Here is a 24147-nt window from a genome sequence, read left to right as displayed (position 1 = left end):
TGAATGAAGGTTGGGCCTGCAAAGCGATACGTTTCTGGCCTCAACCTTCTTTCAACTCAGGGACGGACAAACATGGGCACCAATATCGTATTTATCCTCGGCGCGTTGCTAGTGGTCGGTTTAATCGTGGCCGCCACAATGCGTGCGGCCAAGGCGAAAAAATCGCCGCCACCCAGCGACGTCGTCGCTGAACCTGCCATTCAAACCCCACCGATCACCCCGGGCACCGGCGAGTGGGCAATCAAACCGGGAAGCGACACACCTGCAACGCTGCCGGAGCTGCCTGTCTCAACCGCAGTTGAGGTCTGGAACCAGACGGGTTTCCAGGTGTTCGTGACGCAGCAGGGCATTAGAGCGACCCTGTCGCCCCAGGGTCGCACGCTAATGAATAATGGCGTTGCGCTGACAATCACGCCCGCATCACCGGATGACACGCTGCGCTCCGTCGCGCTGGAGGAAGCCAGTACCGAGACCTCAACCGTGTACAGCCTCATCGTCCGGTAGCGCCAGCCTCACTGGCCCGGAGTGGACTGGATAAACGCCGTGACCCGATCAAGCACCGGCGCCAGCCAGCGCAAGGGCTTGGCAATGGACGCCACCAGCGTCGCATGGTTGGTCTTGGTGAAGTAAAACTCCTCGACCGGCACCCCCGCGTCGCGCAACTTTTTCGCCAGCCCGCCCGTGTTGCGCGTGGGGTTGACCAGCGTGTCGCTCGCAGAGGCAATCAACAGGCTCGGCGGCGCGCCATGGCTGACGTGGTTGATCGGCTGGGAATCAGGTGGGGAATTCGGGAAGAAGAACACCGGGCGCACATCGCGGTTATCAATCGGCAGGAAGTCATAGGGCCCGGCCAGGCCGATCCAACCCTTGAGCATCGAGGGCGACAATCCCACGGCTTTCAACCAGCGCCCATCCAGTGCCAGCATCGAGGCGTTGTAGGCACCGGAGCTGTGGCCCATCAGGTAGAACTGCGTGGGGTCGGCGCCGTATTCGGCGATGTGTTGACGTGTCCAGGCCACCGCTTGGGCGCCGTCTTGAAGAAAGGTGGGGTAACGCACTTGGGGGTAGAGCCGATAGTCGGCGATCACGACAACGATGCCGCGTGAGGCCAGTGCCTCGCCGACGAAACCGTAATCGTCCTTGGAGCCGCTGTTCCAGCTGCCGCCGTAAAAAAACACCACGACGGGCGCATTGGGTGCGGCCGCGACAGGACGGTAGATATCGAGTTTTTGGCGCGGATCAGTGCCGTAGGCGATGGATGCGGTTTTGGTGAAGGTGTTGGAGGGCGTCAGTGCGTTGAGCACTTTGATCGGGGAGCATGCCGCGAGGAATGCGGCGACTGCCAGGGTGAACGCTTGCAAGAGTTTGCTCGACATCGTTCAGACCTCACAAAGAAGGTACAACCAAACGAAGATACAAATGTGGGAGTGGGTTTGCTCGCGAAAGCGGTGAATCAGTTAACACATGTGTGACTGATGTACCGCTTTCGCGAGCAAGCCCGCTCCCACATTTTAGATCTCTGCCAGCCGATATTACGAGGACAGGTACGAAGAGCGGGTCAAACCGAGACGCAACGCATCCAGGAACTGCGTGCGCTCACTGGCACTGATCTTCGCGCTCGCGCACTTGTCGCGGTAATGCGTCATCAACTCCTCCGGCGACAAGTGCACATAGCGCAGCATGTCTTCGATGGTGTCGTGGGTCTCGATACCGGCGCTGTACACCGAACCGTCTTCGCGCTGGTAGATGTTCACCGAATCGGTATCACCGAACAGGTTGTGCATGTCACCGAGGATTTCCTGGTAAGCGCCCACCAGGAAGATGCCCAGCAAGTAGTCTTCACCTTCATTCAAGGCGTGCACCGGCAGGCTGGTCTCGATGCTCTGCTCGTCGACGTATTGCTTGATCTTGCCGTCGGAGTCGCAGGTCAGGTCTTGCAGCACGGCGCGGCGCAGCGGCTCTTCGTCGAGGCGGTGCAGCGGCAGAATCGGCAGGACCTGGCCGATGGCCCAGGTGTCCGGCAAGCTCTGGAATACCGAGAAGTTGCAGATGTACTTGTCGGCCAGCTTGTCATTGAGTTCGTCCAGCACTTGGCGGTGCGAGCGCTGACGGGCTTTCAACGAGTTGTGCAGGCGACGGCACACGGCAAAGTAGCACTGCTCGGCGAGGGCTTTTTCCGCGAGGGTCAGTTTGCCGTCGGCGTACTGGGTGGCTACGTCGCTCATGTAGTGAGTGGCGCGCCAGTAGGTTTCGGTGACCATCTCGATGTCGGTCGGGCCCAGCAGGTCCACCAGCCATTGCACGGTTTCCGGCAGGCTTTCCTTGTTTTCGATTTCCGGCACGTCGTCGTTGTGTTTTTCGACGTCAGTGACTTGCACCACCAGCATGGCGTGGTGGGCGGTCAGGGAGCGACCGCTTTCGGAGAAAATGTTCGGGTGCGGCAGGCTCTGCGCGTCGCAGAATTCCTTGAGCATGCCCACGACCACACCGGCGTAGTCGTCCATGTCGTAGTTGATCGAGCTGGCGTTACGCGAGTGGGTACCGTCGTAGTCCACGCCCAGGCCGCCGCCGACGTCGATGTGGTCCACCGGCAGGCCGAGGTTACGCAGTTCGCCGTAATAACGAATGGCTTCCTTGAACCCGTGCTGGTAGTCGGCCAGGTTGGCAATCTGCGAGCCCATGTGGAAGTGCAGCAGGCGAATGCCTTGATCGAGGCCAGCCGCGCGGAAGCGCTCGACCACCGACAGCAACTGCGCCGCCGACAAACCAAACTTGGACTTCTCGCCACCCGTGTCCGCCCATTTGCTCGACGCCAGCGACGACAAACGCACGCGCAAGCCAACCTGCGGCTTGACCTTGAGGTTGGCGGCTTCTTCGATCACCAGGCCAACTTCGGATTCTTTCTCGATCACGATGAAGACGTTATGGCCCAGCTTCTGGCCCATCAGCGCCAGGCGGATGAACTCACGGTCTTTGTAACCGTTGCAGACGATGGTGCCGCCCTTGGGTGCCAGGGCCAGCACGGCCAGCAGCTCAGGCTTGGAACCAGCTTCCAGGCCGATGGAAACGTCCTGGGTGGCGATGATGTTCTCGATCACCGCTTCCTGCTGGTTCACTTTGATCGGGTACAGCGCGGTGTACTTGCTCTGGTATTCCAGGCGTTCGATGTTGGAATCGAAAGCGCCGGTCAGTTGGCGTACACGGTCTTGCAGGATATCGGGAAAACGCACCAGCAGCGGCAAGGACAAACCGCTTTTGCGCAGCTCGTCGACTTGCTCGTACAGATCGACGGGCGTGCTGTTCGGGCCGTTCGGACGGACTTCAACGCGACCGGCATCATTGATCGCGAAATACCCGGCCCCCCAATGGCGAATCCCGTAAACACTGCGGCTGTCCGCAACTGTCCATTGGCTGCCATCGTCTTTGCGTGTGCGTCGTACGGACATCGAAGTCCCCTATATAAAGTCGAAGATCACCGCGCCCTTCTGTAAGGCTGGCGAAGTCTAAAGAATGAAAATGACGATTTGCCTGTAAGCAAGGTAGACCCCACTCGCAGGACAGAGTTTAGACACCGGTCAGGAACAGGCTCTGTGAAAACCATGGAGACGAAAGTTCGCGTTCAGCAAACCGGCGATCGGGGTGGGTTTCACAGAGGCTGCTAGCCGCCGGATTTCTTCGCCTTGTAACCGAGCTTGATCAGCTCGGCCAACAGCAACTCGACGTGATCGCCCTGAATCTCGATGACGCCGTCTTTCAGGGCGCCACCCGTGCCACAGCGCTTTTTCAGCGTGGTGGCGAGTTCCTTCAGGGCTTCTTCGGCCAGGGGCACACCGGTGATGGTGGTCACCGTCTTGCCGCCACGGCCTTTGTTCTCGCGTCTAACGCGGGCAATGCCGTCGCCTTCAGGGATCAGGGTCTGTTTGCAGGTACACGAATCCACGGGCTGGCGACAGTCCGGGCAGTGTCGACCTGCGTCGGTGGAAAATACCAAGCCACCAAGGGCGGCGAAGGATGCGGCTTTTTTGGCCACCGGCAATCCTCTTGGGAGGACAAAGACAGATCGCTGCTCGATTCTCGTAAAAAGAACAGGGCATCGACCGCGAAGCCCCACTCAGGCAGGGGCAGCGCTACCGAACCGCAAAGGCGGTTTGGGTGAAAAGTCGCGCAGTGTAACGGCAAAAAGCCGACTTGCTAAGAGCCAAATAGCGCCAATTTATGCAACTTTAGCGACGCGAGGCCAGATAGCGCCGCAAGCCCTCTTGAGCGTCCGGGCAGTAAGGCTTTTGTTCAGCTTCCTGCAGAACCATTTCAAGGGGTAAAAACCGTGCTTCCATGACTTCTTCGGGCTGCAGGCGTAATGGGCCATCCCAGACCGCCGAATAGGATTTACACCAGAGCCGGCTGGCGCCATCCTCGAAGTAGAAATGGTCATGTTCGACCAATTCCACGCCGCCAACCCCGAGCTCTTCTTCCAACTCACGGGCCGCCGAATCGGCGTAACACTCGCCTGCCGCGACCATTCCGCCCGCGGCCGTGTCCCAAAAACCGGGGTACAGGGCTTTACTCAAGGTACGGCGATGCACACACAGTTCGCCGGCCGAATTGAACAGGAAGATAAAAGTGCAACGGCCAATCAGGCCGCGCTCACGAAGGTCAGACCTGACGAGATGGCCGAGCAGGTTGTCCTGTTCGTCGACCCAACAAATCAGCTCAGCATCAGAGGCCGCGCGGTGCGCGGCCTCATTTTGAGTAGCGTCCATCATCACCCTTGGTTGAGGAGCTGACGCAAGTCGATCACTGCAGCGTTTGCCCGGGAAATATAGTTGGCCATGACCAGCGAGTGGTTGGCGAGAATGCCAAAGCCACTGCCGTTGAGAATCATAGGGCTCCAAACCGGCTCCTGCGAGGCCTCCAGCTCACGAATGATCTGACGCACGCTGACGGTGGCATTTTTCTTGGCCAGCACGTCGGCAAAATCGACTTCAATGGCGCGCAGCAAGTGAGACAAAGCCCACGCCTGGCCACGGGCCTCGTAGAACACGTTGTCGATCTGCATCCATGGGGTTTCCACCACTTCTTCATCGACCTGCGGTACTTCACCCGGCGCCAGGGCTTCGGTTTTCAGTGCCGTGTTCAGCTTGACCCGACCGACACTGGCCGACAGGCGTTGCGACAATGAACCCAAACGAGTGGCGACATCGCCCAGCCAGTTGTTCAGGTTGTCGGCACGCGCATAGAACAGCGCGCCCCTCTGGTTAGGGTCGGACAGACGCGCTTCGTAGCGGCTCAGGGAATTGATGCCTTCCTGGTACTCCGACTCGCTCGATGGCAACACCCAGCTCTTATTGTCAAAGTTAAAGCGTGGCTCGGCCTTGGCCAAATCGGCGTCTTCAGCCGATTGCGACTGGGAACGGGCGAAGTCTTTACGCAGGGCACGGGTCAAGTCACGCACCTGCACCAGCACGCCGTATTCCCAGCTGGGCATGTTGTCCATCCACAGGCCGGGCGGGAAACGGTCGTTGGAAATATAGCCACCGGGCTTGTTCAGCAACGTGCCGACCACAGTCTTGAGGGTTTCGACGGTGGTGTAGCCAATTACCATCTGCTTGCCTTCCTTCTCGGCGGCAAGCTGGGCGTTTTGCTGGACCGGAAACAGCGCCGGCTCTTCGCTCCAGTACCAACCCAGGCCACCGGTGACCAACAGGTACAAGGCCAGCACGCTGAGCAACGCTTTGCTCATCAGCAGGTTGCGAAAGTAGCCGCGGTGGGTCGGCTTTGGCTCAGGGGCGGGGCCTTTGGCACTGCCTGCACGGTTTTTCCAGTCCAGCATGGCGATATCCTTTCAATCACTTGAGTTCATGCACGTCAATTGTCCGGGTGCGGTCAAACACTCCGACCACAACCCTACCCCATCGTGCCCATCGGTGCGGGCCTTTTAACCAAAGTGGCGCACGGGGCAGGTTCGACTATAAAGATCTTCAACCATAACGCATGCAGGCTTTTTACGCAGCGCGACCATAAGGTCAAAAACTGAATCGCACAGACTTGTACTTAATTGACGTATGACACTCATATAGAAGAAAAGAGGTGCTAGCATAGAGCCATCAGTCGACCTCAGCATGCACCCTAACTAGTAGTCAGGATATGACCGAGTCAGAAGACCCCAGCCGTGAGCGTCTCAAGCAGCACTTTGCCCAGCGGGTAATTCATCAGGCACGTCAAATTCTTGAGATCTGGCAACGCCTGCAGCGAAGTGAATGGTCAAACGCAGATTTGTCCGAACTCAGCGAAGCGAACCTGCGCCTGCTGCGTTTTGCCGAACGCTTCGAACAGCCGGAACACGGCCAGCTCGCGCGGCACATTGGCGAGTCCCTCAAGGTCGTGGACGAGAATCGCGGCCGCCTCAGCAGCCAGGTGATCACCGAACTCAACCGCCTGATGCAGCGCCTGTCCCGCACCGGCCTGCGCCAGGGCGACCAGCTGGAGCAAACGTTCCTGCCGCCGATGCGCAAGCCGATCTACGTCATGCTGGCTGATCACGACCGCGCCGAGCGCCTGGCCAAGCAACTGGAATTCTTCGGCATGAGCGCCCAGTCCCTCGACAGCGTGGCGGCGTTCCGTGCGTCCCTGGCCGAGCGCCTGCCTTCGGCGATTGTGATGGATGTGGATTTCTGCGGTGCCGGCCTGGGCCTCAAGCTCGCGGCCGAAGCCCAGGAAGGTCTGGAGCAAAAGCTGCCGCTGTTGTTCTTCAGCCTGCACGAAACCGACACCCCGACGCGCCTGGCCGCCGTGCGGGCGGGCGGCCAGGAATTCCTCACCGGCACGCTGGAAGCCTCCAGCCTGCTGGAAAAGATCGAAGTGCTGACCTGCGTCGCGCAGTACGAGCCTTATAAAGTGCTGATCATCGATGACTCACGCGCCCAGGCGTTGCACACCGAGCGCCTGCTCAACAGCGCCGGCATCGTTACGCGCACCCTGATCGAGCCGATCCAGGCCATGGCCGAGCTGGCGGACTTCCAACCGGACCTGATCATCCTCGACATGTACATGCCCGCCTGTACCGGTACCGAACTGGCCAAGGTGATTCGCCACAACGACCGTTATGTCAGCGTGCCCATCATCTACCTGTCGGCCGAAGATGACCTGGACAAGCAGTTGGACGCCATGAGCGAAGGCGGCGATGACTTCCTCACCAAGCCGATCAAGCCGCGCCACCTGATCACCACCGTACGCAACCGCGCCGCCCGCGCGCGCAATCTCAAGGCGCGGATGGTGCGTGACAGCCTGACCGGGCTGTACAACCATACCCACATCCTGCAATTGCTCGAAGACTGCAGCTTTCGCGCACGCCGCGAGAACAAGCCGCTGAGCTTTGCCATGCTCGATATTGACCATTTCAAACGGGTCAATGACAGCCACGGCCACCCCATGGGCGACCGCGTCATCAAAAGCCTGGCGCTGTTTCTCAAGCAACGCCTGCGCAAGACCGACTACATCGGCCGCTACGGCGGTGAAGAATTCGCCATCGTGATGCCCGACACCGACCTGGAATCGGCCTGCAAGGTGCTGGATGAAATCCGTGGGCGCTTTGCCGAAATTCACTACCCCGCCCAACCCCAGGACTTGTGGTGTACCTTCAGTGCCGGGCTGGTGGAGCTGTGCGACGACTCCGACAGCCTGATGATGGCCGCTCAGGCAGACGAGGCGCTGTACCGCGCCAAGGGCGCGGGACGTAACCGTGTACAAGCCGCACGCACGTCAAAGCAAAGTGCCACCTTTTCACCTGAATTCACTGAATCCGTCATAACCCTGTAATGAAAACGCAATAACTTCAGGCACTTATCTTTTGCTGTCGGTTGAAACCACGCATGCGCCTGAAGCTGCTGACCAATCTGAATACCCTTCTTCTAGTGGCCGTGTGCCTGGCACTTGGGGCGACGCTGTGGTGGTCGCAACGCGCACTGGAACGACCTTACTGGCTGATGGAACGCTACCTGGGCTTGTCGCAAACCTTCCAGAACCAGGCAGCACGCAATATCGACGACTACCTGGCCAGTGGCGACGCCTTGCGTTTGAGTGGCGCCAGCCAGAGCCTGGAAAACCTCTTGCAGCACCTGGATGAATTGCCCGCCGAGCTGGCGCAAACCCTGCGTCCCAGCCTCGCGGATCTGGATGCCTTCAGCAAAACTGACCTGCTGGCCGCCGGTAAACTGGCCGGCGACCCGCAAGCACTGCTGCTGCAAGCCGAGCGAGAATTGAGCGCGAACCTGGAGCAACTCAGCCAGTACGCCATGGGCGTCAACTCGCCCGAGGCAGCCCGTTACTTGCCGCCACTGCTGGCCGCTTCCCAGCACTTGGGCAAGCTGTCCCTGGCACGCGACAAACTGGTGAGCAGCGGGCGCGCGGAATTGGCCGATGACGTAGAACGCGAAGTCGCCAGTATCCGCACCCAGGCCGACCTGTTAACGCAGTTACCGTTGCTTGGCGTAAAGGCCAGCGCGGAATCCAGTTCCGATGACTTTTCAGCCATGATGGGCCTTGAAAACAGCGAAAAAGCCGACGTTCAGGACACGGGGGTCGACCTCAAGCGCGAGCTCAACAGCCTGCTGACCCGCTACCCCGCCGAACTCAAGCGCACCCGTGACCAGATCCAGCAGCGCACCGCACTGGCTGCCGGCACCCACCTGAAAATCGCCGCTGTGCAACAATCCATCGCTGGCCTGGAACCTGTGGTGCGCGCGCAACACGCCAGGATCCAGGGTGAAGTACGCCTGATGCAAGGGGTGATGATCGGCCTGATCCTGCTGATCGCGCTGCTGATCGACACCCTGCAACGGCGCCTGGCGCGGGTGCTGACCAACCTGGCACCGGCCCTGTCCACCTGGGCCGAAGGCGACTTCAGCCAGCCGATTGCCCTGGGCAAGACCAACCGTGAATTGCACGATATCGAAGCCTCCCTTAACCGCTTGCGCGCCTACCTGGTGGACCTGGTGGGCACTATTCGCGGCAATGCCGAGGAAGTGGCCGGCAGCAGCCGCGCCCTCGCCGAGCTGAGCAGTGGCCTGCATGACGGTGCCGAGCGCCAGGCCGGTGATACCGCGCAGATCCGTGATTCCCTGGGCGAACTGGAAGCCACCATCCAGCAAGTGGCCGGGGATGCCAGCCAGGCAGCCGGCGCCAGTCGCAGCGCGGGTCAAGCCGTGGAACAGGGCCAGCGCGTGATCGGCCTGAGCCTGACCGGCTTGCATGCGCTGGTCGGTGAAGTGCAGCAAAACGCGCAGATGATCGAAAAACTCGCCGAAGAATCCGCCACCATCGGCGGCGTACTGACCGTGATTCGCTCGATTGCCGACCAGACCAACCTGCTCGCGCTCAACGCGGCCATCGAGGCAGCGCGGGCCGGTGAAGCCGGGCGCGGGTTTGCCGTGGTCGCTGATGAAGTGCGCTCACTGGCCCAACGCACCGCCGGCGCCACCGCCGAGATCCAGGGCCTGATTGCCGGCCTGCAATCCGCAGCCCACCAATCGGTGCAAGGTATGCGCGCCCAGGTCGAACACGCCGAAGCCACCGCGCAGCAAGCCCAGGCAGCCGACGGCGCCTTGGATGAAATCGTCGGGGCAATCCAGACGATTTCCGACACGGCAGTGCGCATCGCCGATGTGACCGCTCAGCAGAGTGGTGCCGTCAGTGAAATTCGCGATAACAGCGAACGAATCCACCAGTTGGGTGAGGATAATCTGCTGCGTATTGGCCAGGGCCGTCGCCAGGGCGACCACCTGCTGGTGCTGGGTGGGCAGCTCAATACGGCTGTGCAGGCTTTCCGCGTTTAATCCGCTCCAATGCCATGCACAGATCACAATGTGGGAGCGGGCTTGCTCGCGAATGCGGTGGGTCAGTCAATTCATTTCTTACTGATCCACCGCTTTCGCGAGCAAGCCCGCTCCCACATTGGATCTCCTGAGACTTCAGGACCGTGCTACCAATGACCGGAATCCGGGCCACAGTCACAAATTTCGCGCAATCCTCGCTAATCGTGCTGCCTACTGCATAGAACTGGACAGTCACAAACGCTTTGCGGCATAGTCGCCGAGTTCTGCCGTACCCACATCAATAACAAGGAACAGCCGATGGCGACCTTACTGGTTCTTCACGGACCCAATCTGAACCTGCTCGGCACCCGCGAACCGGGCGTCTACGGGGCAGTCACCCTCGACCAGATCAACCTTGATCTGGAGCGACGGGCACGTGAAGCCGGCCACCATTTGCTGTACCTGCAAAGCAATGCCGAGTACGAATTGATTGATCGCATCCATGCCGCGCGCGGCGAAGGCGTGGACTTTATCCTGATCAATCCCGCCGCTTTTACGCATACAAGCGTTGCATTACGTGACGCGCTGCTGGCGGTGAGCATCCCATTTATCGAAGTGCACTTGTCGAACGTGCACAAACGCGAAGCTTTCCGCCATCACTCTTACTTCTCCGACGTAGCGGTAGGAGTGATCTGCGGCCTTGGCGCCAGCGGTTATCGACTGGCCCTGGAGGCCGCCCTGGAACACATTGAACAACCGGCCAAGCGCCCCTGACCGACCCTTGGGAGTTGATGATTCATGGATATCCGTAAAGTTAAGAAACTGATCGAACTGCTGGAAGAATCCGGTATCGACGAGCTGGAAATCAAGGAAGGCGAAGAATCCGTACGGATCAGCCGTCACAGCAAGACCCCGGCCCAACAGTTCTACGCGCCACAGATGCAAGCTCCAGCGCCTGCTGCCGCTCCGGCCGCCGCACCTGCTGCCGCTGCTCCAGCCGCACCTGCTGCGCCTGTGTTGAACGGCTTCGTGGTCAAGTCGCCAATGGTCGGTACGTTCTACCGCACCCCGGCACCGACCTCGCCAGCCTTCGTTGAAGTCGGCGCAACGGTGAAAGTGGGCGACACCATCTGCATCGTTGAAGCGATGAAGATGATGAACCACATCACCGCTGAGAAAGCCGGCGTCATCGAATCCATTCTGGTAGAAAACGGTCAGCCGGTTGAGTACGACCAGCCGCTGTTCACCATCGTTTGAACCGCGGAGCGCCTTCGATGTTGAAACCTGCGAAGAAACTGCAAAAAGTCCTGATCGCCAACCGCGGCGAGATCGCGCTGCGTATCCTGCGCGCCTGTAAGGAAGAGGGCATCAAGACCGTCGCTGTTTACTCGACGGCCGATACTGAATTGATGCACGTGAAACTGGCGGACGAAAGCATCTGCATCGGCCCGCCACTGGCCACGAACTCGTACCTGAAAGTCTCGAACATCATCGCGGCCGCTGAAGTGACCGGCGCTGATGGCATCCACCCAGGCTACGGCTTCCTCGCGGAAAACGCCGACTTCGCCGAGCAGGTGGAGAAATCCGGGTTTGCCTTCATCGGTCCGAAAGCCGAAACCATTCGCCTGATGGGCGACAAGGTATCGGCCAAAGACGCCATGATCGCTGCCGGCGTGCCAACCGTTCCAGGTTCCGACGGCCCGCTGCCTGAAGACGAGGCAACCGCCCTGCGCATTGGTCGCGAAGTCGGTTACCCGGTGATCATCAAGGCCGCCGGTGGCGGTGGTGGTCGCGGCATGCGCGTCGTGCACAAGGAAGAAGACCTGATCGAAGCCGCCAAGCAGACCCGCTCCGAAGCGGCTGCGTGGTTCGGCAACCCGATGGTCTACCTGGAAAAGTACCTGACCAACCCACGTCACGTGGAAGTGCAGGTGCTGTCCGACGGCCAGGGCCACGCCATCCACCTGGGCGACCGCGATTGCTCGCTGCAACGCCGTCACCAGAAGGTACTGGAAGAAGCTCCGGCACCGGGCCTGGACGAAACGGCTCGCCAGGAAGTCCTGGCTCGCTGCGTCAAGGCGTGCATCGACATCAACTACCGTGGCGCCGGCACCTTTGAGTTCCTCTACGAAAACGGTCGTTTCTACTTCATCGAGATGAACACTCGTGTGCAGGTAGAGCACCCGGTTTCGGAGATGGTCACCGGTATCGACATCGTCAAGGAGATGCTGAGCATCGCCGCCGGTAACGTGCTGTCCTTCACCCAGGACGACGTGAAGATCCACGGCCACTCCCTGGAGTGCCGGATCAACGCCGAAGACCCGAAAACCTTTATCCCAAGCCCTGGCCTGGTCAAGCATTTCCATGCGCCCGGCGGCAACGGCGTACGTGTGGATTCGCACCTGTACAGTGGCTACAAGGTTCCGTCCAACTACGACTCGCTGATCGGCAAGCTGATCACCTGGGGCGCGACTCGCGACGAGGCCATGGCCCGTATGCGTAATGCCCTGGACGAAATCGTGGTTGACGGCATCAAGACCAACATCCCGTTGCATCGGGACCTGGTTCGTGATGAAGGCTTCTGCGAAGGTGGTGTGAACATTCACTACCTGGAACACAAGCTGGCTAACCAGTAAGTGCTCCACCCAACAAAGCCGCCTTCGGGCGGCTTTGTTGTTTGTGGAACACCGTTTTTTTCTGGATAGACACATTACCCCTGTGGGAGGGGCTTGCTCGCGAAGGCGGCGGGTCAGCGGGAACATAAGGCGACTGACCCGACGCCTTCGCGAGCAAGCCCGCTCCCACATTTGGACCGAGTGCGGTCAGTGGTGTCGTCTTCTGCCCGCCGCTCGCGTAAACTTGCGCGCTTTCGCGACCCAGCCGTCGCACACTCATTTTTTTCAAAGGTGCCCGCCATGCCTTGGCTGCAAGTCCGTCTCGCCATCAGCCCAGAACAAGCCGAAACCTACGAAGACGCTTTCCTCGAAGTGGGCGCTGTCTCGGTCACCTTTATGGACGCCGAAGACCAACCGATCTTCGAACCCGAACTCAACACCACGCCACTCTGGTCCCACACCCATTTGCTGGCCCTGTTCGAAGACGGCACCGATGCCGCCGCCGTGCTGGCCCATATGGAACTGCTCACCGGCGGCCCGCTGCCGGAGCATCACAGTGAAATCATTGAAGACCAGGACTGGGAACGCAGTTGGATGGACAACTTCCAGCCCATGCGTTTCGGCCAGCGCCTGTGGATCGTACCCAGCTGGCACGCCGCCCCTGAACCGGAGGCAGTCAACCTGCTGCTGGACCCGGGCCTGGCGTTCGGCACCGGCACTCACCCCACCACCGCGCTGTGCCTGGAATGGCTCGACGGCCAGGACCTGACTGACTGCAACGTGCTGGATTTCGGCTGTGGCTCGGGGATCCTGGCGATTGCCGCACTATTGCTGGGCGCCAAGGAAGCTGTCGGCACCGACATCGACGTGCAAGCCCTGGAAGCCTCCCGCGACAACGCAGGGCGCAACCATATTCCTGAAGGCAAATTCCCACTGTACCTGCCGGAGCAATTGCCCCAGGTACAGGCCGATGTGCTGGTGGCGAATATCCTCGCCGGGCCGCTGGTGTCCCTGGCGCCGCAGTTGTCGAGCCTGGTCAAGCCAGGTGGGCGTTTGGCGCTGTCGGGCATTCTCGCCGAGCAAGGCGAAGACGTGGCGGCAGCCTATGCTCAGGACTTCGAGCTGGACCCGATCGCTAACCGTGACGGCTGGGTACGCATCAGTGGTCGTCGGCGCTAGAATGGGCGCCTGCCTGAATCGGATGGCCGCATGACTGACAGTTTCGTCACCCAGTGCCCGCATTGCCAAGCCCGCTTTCGCGTCAGCCACGCTCAATTAAGCGTGGCCCGTGGCGTGGTTCGCTGCGGCTCGTGCCTGCAAGTGTTCAACGCCGCTCGCCAGTTGCTGGAGCAGCGTGCCGGTGCACCTGCGCCGCAAGTTACACAGCCAGCTCCCGCCGAGCCAGCCGCAGGACAGGCTCCCGAGGCAGCCCCCCAGACACCGCGAGCCATCAGCCAGAAGCAGTGGACCGCCGAAGAGCTGGACCTGGACAACCTTGACCTGGACGAAGAACTGGCCAAGCTGGAGCGCCGCGAGATTCAGCACACCCTGCCGCCAGGCGCGGAGCGTCGCCAAGCAGGTGCCGACCGTCGGCAAAAGGAAGATGCCCTCAGCGCCAGCCGTGACACCGTCAAGGCCGAGGAAGAAAAGTGGGCCGCCAGCCTGTTCAGCGAACCGCCCGAGGAACGCGTCCAAGCCCCCGAAGACGAACCCGAACCGGTCAAGGCACCTGCGACCAAGCAGCGCACCGAGCCGTCCATATCGTTTCATAGTGACGACATTGACGATGAACCCTCGCGGCACTCAACGCCTGACGATGACGATATCGACCCGCCGTTCACGCCGCTGACCGCTGCCGCGGACGAGCCTGAACCCGAAGAACGCCCACAACCGCGTCGCCAACGCCCACGCCCGGAAGCCAGCGTTCACGACGATGTACTCCAGGACCTGGAAGACGACCCGCTGCATCTTTATGCGCAGAAACGTCCGTCAGGCTGGGGCCGTCGTCTCATCTGGACACTCCTGGTATTGCTGGCTGCCGCTGGCCTGGCGGGCCAGTACGTCGCCTATCAATTCGGCGACCTTGCCCGCCAGGACGCTTACCGCCCCTGGTTCCAGCAACTGTGCCCAACACTGGGCTGCACCGTGCCATCACGGGTCGATATCGCGCACATCAAGAGCAGTAACCTGGTGGTGCGCAGCAACCCGGAGTTTGCCGGGGCGCTGGTGGTGGACGCCATCATCTATAACCGTGCGACGTTCTCCCAGCCTTTCCCGCTGCTGGAGCTGCGTTTTGCCGACTTGAACGGCAGCCTGATTGCCAGTCGTCGCTTCAAACCCGGCGAATACCTGAGTGGTGAACTGGCCGGTGTGAGCGAGATGCCTTCACAGACCCCGATCCATATCTCCCTGGACATCCTCGACCCAGGCAATAAAGCCGTGAATTACAGCCTGAGTTTCCACTCGCCCGAGTGAGCCGGTTCACGCTCCGAGGTTTGACGGCAAATTATTGACTGCCCCGCCACCTACCAAACCGGTGGCGATAAAGAAATAACTGTTCAGATTTTATCCAATTCAGCCTTTATCCAGTCATCGAGAGCGGGTATCATGCCAACCCTTTTTCGAACTCTAATGATCCGGCCCCACAACAGGGAAGTCCTATGTCGGCGGTACGCATCGGCCCATACACATTGCCAAACGGTTTGATTCTCGCCCCGATGGCGGGCGTCACCGACCAGCCCTTTCGTCAGCTGTGCAAGCGTTTGGGCGCGGGTCTAGTAGTCTCTGAAATGGTCACCAGCGACATGAGCCTGTGGAACACCCGCAAATCGCGGATGCGCATGATCCACGAAGGTGATCCCGAGCCCCGCTCGGTACAGATCGCCGGTGGTGATGCACAAATGCTGGCGGATGCAGCACGGGCCAACGTTGAGTTGGGCGCACAGATCATCGACATCAACATGGGCTGCCCGGCCAAGAAGGTCTGCAACAAGGCCGCCGGTTCCGCGCTGTTGAAAGATGAGCAATTGGTCGCCGAGATCCTGCAGGCCGTTGTCGCCGCAGTGGATGTGCCGGTCACCCTGAAGATTCGTACCGGTTGGGACCGGGACAACAAGAACGGCCTGACGGTGGCGAAGATCGCCGAACAGGCAGGCATTACAGCGTTGGCGGTGCACGGCCGCACCCGCGCCGACCTTTACACCGGTGAAGCCGAGTACGACACCATTGCCGCGATCAAGCAGGCGGTGTCGATGCCGGTGTTTGCCAATGGCGATATCGACTCAGCCGAGAAAGCCCGGCGCGTGCTGCACGCAACCGGTGCCGATGGCTTGTTGATTGGCCGGGCCGCCCAGGGGCGGCCATGGATTTTTCGTGAGATCGAGCATTTTCTGCGTACCGGCGAAGTGTTGCCGGCACCGGAGCTGATCGAGGTGGAACGTATTCTGCTAGAGCATCTGGCCGCCCTGCACGCCTTCTATGGAGACGTGATGGGAGTACGCATTGCTCGCAAGCATGTCGGCTGGTATCTCGCAACCTTGCCGGGCGCCAGGGAGTTTCGCGCCCACTTCAATCGTTTGGATGATACGGAAGCACAGTGCGCCAACGTTCGTGAGTTTTTCAGCGAACGTTACAAGAGCCTGGGGACAGGGGACGGAGAGGGGGTGGCCGCATGACGATGATGACCGAGACTTTAGTGAGTGGAACAACACCCGTGAGCGACAACGTCAATTTGAAACAGCACCTGAACACGCCGAGCGAAGAAGGCCAGACCCTTCGCGGGAGTGTCGAGAAGGCGTTGCACAATTATTTCGCCCACCTTGAGGGCGCTTCCGTCACGGACGTGTACAACCTGGTGCTCTCCGAAGTCGAAGCGCCCTTGCTTGAAAGCGTGATGAACTACGTCAAGGGCAACCAGACCAAAGCCAGTGAGCTGCTGGGCCTCAATCGTGGCACCTTGCGCAAAAAGCTCAAGCAGTACGATTTGCTGTAAGCATTCAATCAAACCAGAAAGGCGCCCGCGTAAAAACGGACGCCTTTTTTGCTGACTCCTTTGCTTTTGATGGAAATTGAAATGACCGACCAGACTACCCGCCTGCCGATCCGCCGTGCCTTGATCAGCGTCTCCGACAAGACCGGGATCCTCGAATTTGCCCGGGAGCTGGAAGCCCTGGGCGTGGAAATCCTCTCCACGGGCGGGACCTTCAAACTGCTGCAGGACAACGGCGTGGCCGCAGTAGAAGTCGCGGACTACACCGGTTTCGCAGAAATGATGGACGGTCGGGTCAAGACCCTGCACCCGAAAATCCACGGCGGGATCCTCGGTCGTCGCGGTATCGACGACGCCATCATGACCGAACACGGCATCAAGCCGATCGACCTGGTGGCCGTTAACCTTTACCCGTTCGAAGCCACCATCAACAAGCCAGGCTGCGACCTGCCGACCGCCATCGAAAACATCGATATCGGCGGCCCGACCATGGTTCGCTCCGCGGCCAAGAACCACAAAGACGTGGCCATCGTGGTTAACGCCAGCGACTACGCCAACGTGCTCGAAAGCCTGAAAGCCGGCGGCCTGACCTACGCCCAGCGTTTCGACCTGATGCTCAAGGCGTTCGAACACACTGCCGCCTACGACGGCATGATCGCCAACTACATGGGCACCGTGAACCAGGCCGCCGACACCCTCAGCACAGAAGGCCGCAGCCAGTTCCCGCGCACCTTCAACAGCCAGTTCATCAAGGCCCAGGAAATGCGCTACGGCGAGAACCCGCACCAGAGCGCGGCGTTCTACGTGGAAGCCAAACCGGCCGAAGTCGGCATCGCCACCGCGACCCAACTGCAAGGCAAAGAGCTGTCCTACAACAACGTGGCCGACACCGACGCCGCGCTGGAATGTGTGAAGAGCTTCGTCAAGCCGGCCTGCGTGATCGTCAAGCACGCCAACCCATGTGGCGTGGCCGTGAGCCCGGACGCTGAAGGCGGTATCCGCCAGGCGTACGAACTGGCCTACGCCACCGACACCGAATCCGCCTTCGGCGGCATCATCGCCTTCAACCGCGAGCTGGATGCAGAAACCGCCAAAGCCATCGTCGAGCGTCAGTTCGTCGAAGTGATCATCGCCCCTTCCGTAAGTGAAGAAGCCCGCGCCATTGTGGCCGCCAAAGCCAACGTGCGCCTGCTGGCCTGTGGCGAGTGGTCGGCTGAACGCGCTGCTGCCTGGGACTACAAGCGCGTCAACGGCGGCTTGCTGGTACAGAGCCGCGACATCGGCATGATCGGCAGCGAAGACCTCAAAGTCGTCACCCAACGCGCCCCGACCGAGCAAGAGATCCACGACCTGATCTTCGCCTGGAAAGTCGCCAAGTACGTTAAGTCCAACGCCATCGTCTACGCCAAGAACCGCCAGACCATCGGTGTCGGCGCCGGCCAGATGAGCCGTGTGAACTCGGCACGTATCGCCGCGATCAAGGCTGAGCACGCGGGTTTGCAAGTCGCCGGTTCGGTGATGGCTTCCGACGCGTTTTTCCCGTTCCGCGACGGCCTGGACAATGCTGCGAAAGCCGGTGTTACCGCCGTGATCCAACCGGGCGGTTCGATGCGTGATGCAGAAGTGATTGCCGCAGCCGACGAAGCCGGTATCGCCATGGTGTTCACCGGTATGCGCCACTTCCGTCACTGATCCACTGGCGTGGAGCGGCAAAATTCAAGCTGCAAGCAACAAGTAAAAGCAGGTCTTTGCAACTTTTGATATTGCTTGCAGTTTCTAAAATTCATAGCCGCATGCTGCACTTTAGAGCAACACAGAATGCTCTAACTTGCAGCTTACAGCTCGTAACTTCCTCCGAAGGAGTCTGACTTGAACGTCCTCATCATTGGCAGCGGTGGCCGTGAACACGCCCTGGCCTGGAAAGTTGCCCAGGACCCGCGGGTCCAGAAAGTTTTCGTCGCACCCGGCAACGCCGGCACCGCCATTGAAGCCAAGTGTGAAAACGTCGCCATCGACGTGCTGGCCCTTGAGCAGCTTGCTGATTTTGCCGAGAAAAACGTTTCCCTGACCATCGTCGGTCCGGAAGTGCCGTTGGTTGCCGGCGTCGTGGACCTGTTCCGCAGCCGTGGCCTGGATTGCTTCGGCCCTACCGCTGGCGCTGCACAGCTGGAAGGTTCCAAGGCGTTCACCAAGGATTTCCTGGCACGCCACAAGATCCCGACTGCCGACTACCAGAACTTCACCGAGATCGAGCCGGCCCTGGCTTACCTGCGTGAAAAAGGCGCACCGATCGTGATCAAGGCCGACGGCCTGGCCGCCGGTAAAGGCGTGATCGTTGCGATGACCCTGCAGGAAGCCGAAGACGCCGTGCGCGACATGCTCGCCGGTAACGCTTTCGGTGAAGCCGGTTCCCGCGTCGTCATCGAAGAGTTCCTCGACGGCGAAGAAGCCAGCTTTATCGTAATGGTCGACGGCAAAAACGTTCTGCCGATGGCCACCAGCCAGGACCACAAACGCGTCGGCGACGGCGACACTGGCCCGAACACCGGCGGCATGGGTGCTTACTCCCCTGCCCCAGTGGTCACCGCCGAAGTACACAAGCGTGTGATGGACCTGGTGATCTGGCCGACCGTGCGCGGCATGGCCGACGAAGGCAACGTGTACACCGGCTTCCTGTACGCCGGCCTGATGATCGACAAAGCCGGTAACCCGAAAGTCATCGAGTTCAACTGCCGCTTCGGCGACCCGGAAACCCAACCGGTGATGCTGCGCTTGCAGTCGAGCCTGGTGCTGCTGGTGGAAGCGGCCCTGGCCCAGGCGCTGGACAAGGTTGAAGCACAGTGGGACCCACGTCCGAGCGTCGGCATTGTGCTGGCGGCCGGTGGTTACCCTGCCGACTACGCCAAAGGCGATGTGATTGAAGGCCTGGACGCAGCTGCTACGCTGGAAGGCAAGGTGTTCCATGCCGGCACCGCGCTCAAGGATGGCAACGTTGTAACCGCAGGTGGCCGTGTGTTGTGCGCCACCGCAATGGGTGCCAGTGTCGACGCCGCGCAACAACAGGCGTACAAACTGGCCGCGAAAATCGACTGGAAAGGTTGCTTCTACCGCACAGACATCGGCTATCGCGCCATTGCCCGTGAACGTGGCGAGAACAGCTGAACAGCTACACTTGAGTAGCTATCCGTTCGGTTAGGCAAGGGCCTCTGGCCCTTGCCCTACACATGTCGCCCCGCGCATAGTTAACCCGTGCATCAACCTACGAAGGGATTTCGCCGTGCGCTGGCTCAGGATCGCCATAGGTTTCACAGTCAGTTTGCTGACCCTGCTCTGCTTGTTCCCGGCCCAGGCCGCCGCGCAAGGCAGTGGTTGGGCAGTATTGCTTGATGAACAGGCCGACCTGCAGTTGAGCGACATTCGCTCCGCCCGCTACACCAATCAATTCAGCCCCATCGAACTGGACCGGATTACCGCCGCGGAGCCGGACGGTGCGTTGTGGGTACGCTTCAAGCTGCAACCCGGCAAGCACGAGCAAGTGCTGCGGGTATTCGCCCCGGACCTGTCCCACCTGAGCCTCTATGTACTGGACGGCGACACCCTGGTGGAACAACAAAGCACCGGCACTCGCCAACCCCAGGCGGGACGCCCGCTGCCCAGCAGCGATTTCATGCTGCCGATGCCCCAGAGCCAGAAGCCTCTGGAGGTGTATCTGCGCCTGGTCTCGGAACACGAGCTGCGCCCCTATATCACCCTGGAACCGGCCGTACTCGCCGCCGCCGATCAGACCCAGACACTGATCTACGGCTTGCTGTTCGGCTGCCTGCTGATGCTGATCCTGCACAACCTCACACGCTTCGCTTACCACCGCTCACGCAGCAGCCTATGGCTGGCGGCCTGCGAGCTGCTGTTGATGCTGAGCCTGGCATTGTTGCTCAACCTGGTGGGGCCGTGGCTGCCGAACTGGCACGCGATCCAGACCCCGGGCGCCTACCTGGCCCTGCTGCTGACCGCCCCCTGCGGGTTGATGTTTGCCTACCGATTCTTCATGCCTTTGGGCCCGCACCCGCTGAACAAGCTGTTGATGGCCGACATCCTGCTGATCGTGCTGTGCGGACTGCTGCTGTTGTTCGTCAACACCTTGCCGCTGAACATCATCACCTACGCCCTGGTGGCCCTGGCCGGGCTGAGCATGTTGTTTGTCTCGGCCTGTCACTGGCAGAAAGGCTACCGGCCGGCACGCTTGTTCGTGGTAGCGATGGTGGTGTTCAACATCGGTACGCTGATCATCCTCCCGGCCCTGCTCGGCCTGACGCTGGTGGCGCCGCAAGGTTTGATCGTCACGTTGCTCGGGTTTATCTGCCTCAGCGGCCTGCTGATGAGCCTGGCCCTGGGCGAACGCCAGCGCGCGATTGTCGAGGCCCGCTTCAGCCTCAGCCGTGATCTGGCGGCCAGCAATGCCGAAATCGCCGCCAAGGCCGAGTTCCTGGCGAAGATCAGCCACGAAATCCGCACGCCCATGAACGGTGTGCTGGGCATGACCGAGTTGCTGCTGGGCACGCCGCTGTCGGTGAAACAGCGTGACTACGTGCAAACCATCCACAGCGCCGGTAATGAACTGCTGACGCTGATCAACGAGATCCTCGACATCTCCAAGCTGGAGTCCGGGCAGATCGAGCTGGACGACGTGCAATTCGACCTCAACGCCCTGATCGATGACTGCTTGAGTATCTTCCGCGCCAAGGCCGAGCAGCAGAACGTCGAACTGATCAGCTTCATCCAGCCCCAAGTGCCGCGAGTGATCAGCGGCGACCCGACGCGCCTGCGCCAGGCACTGTTAAGCCTGCTGGAAAACGCCCTGCAAAAAACCGATGAAGGTGAAGTGCTGATCGTCGTCGCCCTCGACGAACGCAGCACCAAGCCGCGCCTGCGCATTGCCGTGCAGGACAGCGGCCTGCCGATGGAGGCCGCCGAGCGCGACGCGTTGCTGCACAGCGAACTGCACAGCAAGAACTTCCTCTCGGCCACGCGCTTGAGCGGCCACCTGGGCCTGGTGATCGCGCGTCAACTGATCCTGTTGATGAACGGCGAGTTCGGCATCAAGAGTGGCAGCCACCAAGGCAGCACCCTGTGGCTGACCCTGCCATTGGACCCGGAACGCCTGGAGCATCCGACGTCCGACCTCGACGGCCCGCTCAAAGGCGCCCGGGTGTTGGTGGTGGACGACAACGACACCTGTCGCAAGGTGCTGGTGCAGCAATGCACGGCCTGGGGCCTGAACGTCAGCGCCGTGCCGTCCGGCAAAGAGGCCCTGGCGCTGCTGCGCACCAAAGCTCACCTGCGCGATTACTTCGACGTGGTGCTGCTGGACCAGAACATGCCCGGCATGACCGGTATGCAACTGGCGGCAAAGATCAAGGAAGACCCGAGCCTTAACCACGACATCCTGCTGATCATGCTCACCGGCATCAGCAATGCACCGAGCAAGATCATCGCGCGCAACTGCGGCATCAAGCGCATCCTCGCCAAACCGGTGGCTGGCTACACGCTCAAGACCACCCTGGCCGACGAACTGACCCAGCGCAGTAAAGGCGCCGTGCAGCAGCGCCCCGCCCTCAGCGCACCGACAGCCGTGACCGTGCCCAGCGACTTCCGCATCCTGGTGGCTGAAGACAACAGCATCTCCACCAAAGTGATTCGCGGCATGTTGGGCAAGCTCAACCTCAACCCGGACACCGCCAGCAACGGCGAAGAAGCGCTGGAGGCGATGAAAGCCCAGCGTTACGACCTGGTGTTGATGGACTGCGAAATGCCGATCCTCGATGGCTTCTCCGCCACTCAGCAACTGCGGGCGTGGGAAGTCAGCCACCAACGCATTCGCACACCGGTGGTGGCACTCACCGCACACATCCTCTCGGAACATAAAGAGCGCGCGCGCCAGGCCGGGATGGATGGGCATATGGCCAAGCCAGTGGAGTTGTCGCAGTTGCGCGAGCTGGTTGAGTTCTGGGTGGCGCAGCGTCAACAAAAACAGGAACACAGCACCGTTTCCTGATCTGAAATGCAACCGCCCCTGTGGGAGCTGGCTTGCCTGCGATAGCGGTGTATTAGCGACAAGCCAGTTGCTTGACATACCGCTATCGCAGGCAAGCCAGCTCCCACATTTGCCCGGTTGCGCCTGATAGACTCCGCAGACTTCTCCCATCGCGAGCCGCCCCCCATGCTCCATGTGTTATTCAGCGTTTACCTGAAGATGCTGGTGCTCTACAGCCCGTTCTTTGTGCTGTCCTGCTTTATCAGCCTGACCCGTGGTTATTCCAGCAAGGAACGCAGGCGCCTGGCCTGGAAAGTGGCGTTGGCGACGCTGGTGTCGAGCGTATTGCTCTACCTGTTTGGCCGGGTGATTTTCAGTGTGTTCGGCATCACCGTGGACGCCTTTCGCATCGGTGCCGGCAGCGTGCTGTTTATCTCGGCTCTGGGCATGGCCCAGGGCAAATCAGCGGTGCAGACCGACAATGTGCAGCAGGACGTGACCATCGTGCCGCTGACCATCCCCCTCACCGTTGGCCCCGGCACCATCGGTGCGCTGCTGGTGATGGGCGTCAGCCAGCCGCATTGGGATGACAAGATCACCGCCATCCTCAGCATCGCCCTGGCCAGCCTCACGGTGGGCGTGGTGCTGTATTTGTCCAACCGTATCGAACGCATTCTCGGCGACCAGGGCTTGCAGATTGTCAGCCGGTTGATGGGGTTGTTCGTGTGCGCGCTTGCCGCGCAGATCATCTTTACCGGGGTACGCGGCTACCTGGTGCCTTAAATCCGATACTGGGCGATTGCCGACTGCACCTTGTCTCCCGCGCTTTCGCGCATCAACTGGAGGGTCTTTTCGTTGACCACCGAGGTATTCAGCACCAGGCAGGTCTGCCCGCTGAAGGCCTCGAACGAGGCGCTGTCCCACTCCAGAAACGGCAAGCCGACCTGCTTGCTCACCCCGTGACTGCTGTAAGTCACTAACACCATCATCACTTCGCCATCGGTCTCGGCACAGGAGGCCAAGCCGAAATCACCGCCCTGATGCACCGTGCTGTTGCGCTTGAACAGCTCGAATGAAGCGGGCTGCTGCTTCATGGCCTCCAGTGCGTCGGCCGCCAGCTTCGGCAACGCCGCGAGCAGCGGCCCGGCCAGTGATGTCGACGCCAGCATGGCCGCGATGATATTAAGCGCCGCCAGTTGCACCGTCAGGCCCTTTCCCGAGCTTTTGACCCGCTCGAAGCGGCTGCGCACCGGCAGCCAGCCCAAGCTGATCATCACCTTGATAAATTCGTCGTACCAGGCCTCCGTGCCGCGGTTTACTTTCAACACATCGCTGACATAACCACTGGCCAGCAAGTAGCTTTTGCGGATGTACTCGCGGTTCAGCGCAGACATACCCTCGATAAACGAGATCACACCATTGTTCACCACTGCCGCATTGCAATCATCCTCAGTGTCCAACGCCAAGGAGGGCGTGATTGCCGGTGCCCCTGGCAGCTTGTAGGCGGCAATCAACTTGCGCCTCTTCGCACTGATGATCCTTTTGTGATATCGCTCCATTTCCCGTTCTCCACAAGCACCCCACATGGGGCTTGCTCCCACACTAGTCGAGTGGCAGGTGGGCTTGCCAGACGACAAACATCGCTTGGCACACCCTCCGAAAAAGCGCCCCCCAGCAATAACGAGGCGCCCGCGCGGGCCTTCC

At 60.5% G+C, this 24147-nt stretch carries 20 protein-coding genes; 14 read left to right on the top strand and 6 right to left on the bottom strand.

Features of this window, described 5'->3' with window-relative positions:
• Positions 1 to 72 precede the first annotated feature (72 nt).
• Positions 73 to 504 carry a hypothetical protein gene (locus A7J50_RS03050; RefSeq protein ID WP_064450493.1) on the top strand — a complete coding sequence of 144 codons (432 nt, stop codon included), beginning with the start codon at positions 73 to 75 and terminating at the stop codon, positions 502 to 504.
• Positions 505 to 512: 8 nt separating this feature from the next.
• Here the strand turns inward: A7J50_RS03050 and A7J50_RS03045 are convergent, their stop codons facing one another.
• The 5 genes from A7J50_RS03045 to A7J50_RS03025 form a co-directional block, all read right to left on the bottom strand.
• Entirely contained in the window at positions 513 to 1376 is an 864-nt protein-coding gene (locus tag A7J50_RS03045; protein WP_064450492.1) for an alpha/beta hydrolase, read from the bottom strand.
• A gap of 156 nt (positions 1377 to 1532) precedes the next feature.
• Positions 1533 to 3446 (bottom strand): arginine decarboxylase, encoded by a 1914-nt coding sequence (speA, locus tag A7J50_RS03040; protein ID WP_064450491.1) that lies wholly within the window; start codon positions 3444 to 3446, stop codon positions 1533 to 1535.
• Positions 3447 to 3658: 212 nt separating this feature from the next.
• Complete coding sequence (locus A7J50_RS03035) at positions 3659 to 4030, bottom strand: translation initiation factor Sui1 (RefSeq protein WP_064450490.1); 372 nt, start codon at positions 4028 to 4030, stop codon at positions 3659 to 3661.
• Between the two features lie 193 nt (positions 4031 to 4223).
• Positions 4224 to 4760 carry an NUDIX hydrolase gene (locus A7J50_RS03030; RefSeq protein WP_064450489.1) on the bottom strand — a complete coding sequence of 179 codons (537 nt, stop codon included), beginning with the start codon at positions 4758 to 4760 and terminating at the stop codon, positions 4224 to 4226.
• Between the two features lie 2 nt (positions 4761 to 4762).
• Positions 4763 to 5740 (bottom strand): DUF2333 family protein, encoded by a 978-nt coding sequence (locus A7J50_RS03025; RefSeq protein ID WP_407015981.1) that lies wholly within the window; start codon positions 5738 to 5740, stop codon positions 4763 to 4765.
• A 404-nt stretch (positions 5741 to 6144) separates the two neighbouring features.
• Between A7J50_RS03025 and A7J50_RS03020 the strand changes: the two genes are divergently transcribed.
• The 13 genes from A7J50_RS03020 (at position 6145) to A7J50_RS02960 (ending at position 23226) form a co-directional block, all read left to right on the top strand.
• Complete coding sequence (locus tag A7J50_RS03020; RefSeq protein WP_064450487.1) at positions 6145 to 7815, top strand: response regulator; 1671 nt, start codon at positions 6145 to 6147, stop codon at positions 7813 to 7815.
• Positions 7816 to 7868: 53 nt separating this feature from the next.
• Entirely contained in the window at positions 7869 to 9830 is a 1962-nt protein-coding gene (locus A7J50_RS03015; RefSeq protein WP_064450486.1) for a methyl-accepting chemotaxis protein, read from the top strand.
• A 297-nt stretch (positions 9831 to 10127) separates the two neighbouring features.
• On the top strand, positions 10128 to 10583 hold the full coding sequence (gene aroQ / locus A7J50_RS03010; RefSeq protein WP_016972516.1) for a type II 3-dehydroquinate dehydratase: 456 nt from the start codon (positions 10128 to 10130) through the stop codon (positions 10581 to 10583).
• A 24-nt stretch (positions 10584 to 10607) separates the two neighbouring features.
• Positions 10608 to 11066: an acetyl-CoA carboxylase biotin carboxyl carrier protein gene (gene accB, locus A7J50_RS03005; protein ID WP_064450485.1), complete on the top strand. Its 459-nt coding sequence runs from the start codon at positions 10608 to 10610 to the stop codon at positions 11064 to 11066.
• A 17-nt stretch (positions 11067 to 11083) separates the two neighbouring features.
• On the top strand, positions 11084 to 12445 hold the full coding sequence (gene accC / locus A7J50_RS03000; protein ID WP_017136745.1) for an acetyl-CoA carboxylase biotin carboxylase subunit: 1362 nt from the start codon (positions 11084 to 11086) through the stop codon (positions 12443 to 12445).
• Positions 12446 to 12724: 279 nt separating this feature from the next.
• Positions 12725 to 13603 (top strand): 50S ribosomal protein L11 methyltransferase, encoded by an 879-nt coding sequence (gene prmA / locus A7J50_RS02995; protein ID WP_064450484.1) that lies wholly within the window; start codon positions 12725 to 12727, stop codon positions 13601 to 13603.
• Between the two features lie 30 nt (positions 13604 to 13633).
• Positions 13634 to 14899, top strand: coding sequence for a DUF3426 domain-containing protein (locus tag A7J50_RS02990; protein ID WP_064450483.1), 1266 nt, complete (start codon positions 13634 to 13636; stop codon positions 14897 to 14899).
• Between the two features lie 185 nt (positions 14900 to 15084).
• Positions 15085 to 16098, top strand: a complete 1014-nt coding sequence (dusB, locus tag A7J50_RS02985) for a tRNA dihydrouridine synthase DusB (protein WP_064450482.1) — start codon at positions 15085 to 15087, stop codon at positions 16096 to 16098.
• A complete protein-coding gene (gene fis / locus A7J50_RS02980) occupies positions 16095 to 16415 on the top strand; it encodes a DNA-binding transcriptional regulator Fis (RefSeq protein ID WP_002555375.1) in 321 nt (106 codons plus the stop codon). The genes dusB and fis overlap by 4 nt, the downstream gene beginning before the upstream one ends.
• 81 nt (positions 16416 to 16496) lie before the next feature.
• Entirely contained in the window at positions 16497 to 18104 is a 1608-nt protein-coding gene (gene purH, locus A7J50_RS02975) for a bifunctional phosphoribosylaminoimidazolecarboxamide formyltransferase/IMP cyclohydrolase (RefSeq protein WP_064450481.1), read from the top strand.
• 177 nt (positions 18105 to 18281) lie between these two features.
• On the top strand, positions 18282 to 19574 hold the full coding sequence (gene purD, locus A7J50_RS02970) for a phosphoribosylamine--glycine ligase (protein ID WP_064450480.1): 1293 nt from the start codon (positions 18282 to 18284) through the stop codon (positions 19572 to 19574).
• A 115-nt stretch (positions 19575 to 19689) separates the two neighbouring features.
• Entirely contained in the window at positions 19690 to 22464 is a 2775-nt protein-coding gene (locus A7J50_RS02965; RefSeq protein ID WP_064450479.1) for a hybrid sensor histidine kinase/response regulator, read from the top strand.
• A gap of 165 nt (positions 22465 to 22629) precedes the next feature.
• Positions 22630 to 23226, top strand: coding sequence for a MarC family protein (locus A7J50_RS02960; RefSeq protein WP_003217330.1), 597 nt, complete (start codon positions 22630 to 22632; stop codon positions 23224 to 23226).
• Here the strand turns inward: A7J50_RS02960 and A7J50_RS02955 are convergent.
• Positions 23223 to 24002: a hypothetical protein gene (locus A7J50_RS02955; RefSeq protein WP_064450478.1), complete on the bottom strand. Its 780-nt coding sequence runs from the start codon at positions 24000 to 24002 to the stop codon at positions 23223 to 23225. The genes A7J50_RS02960 and A7J50_RS02955 overlap by 4 nt on opposite strands.
• Positions 24003 to 24147: the final 145 nt, after the last annotated feature.

Source organism: Pseudomonas antarctica, assembly GCF_001647715.1.
Taxonomy (GTDB): domain Bacteria; phylum Pseudomonadota; class Gammaproteobacteria; order Pseudomonadales; family Pseudomonadaceae; genus Aquipseudomonas; species Aquipseudomonas antarctica_A.
This window is presented reverse-complemented; position numbering and strand designations above follow the sequence as displayed.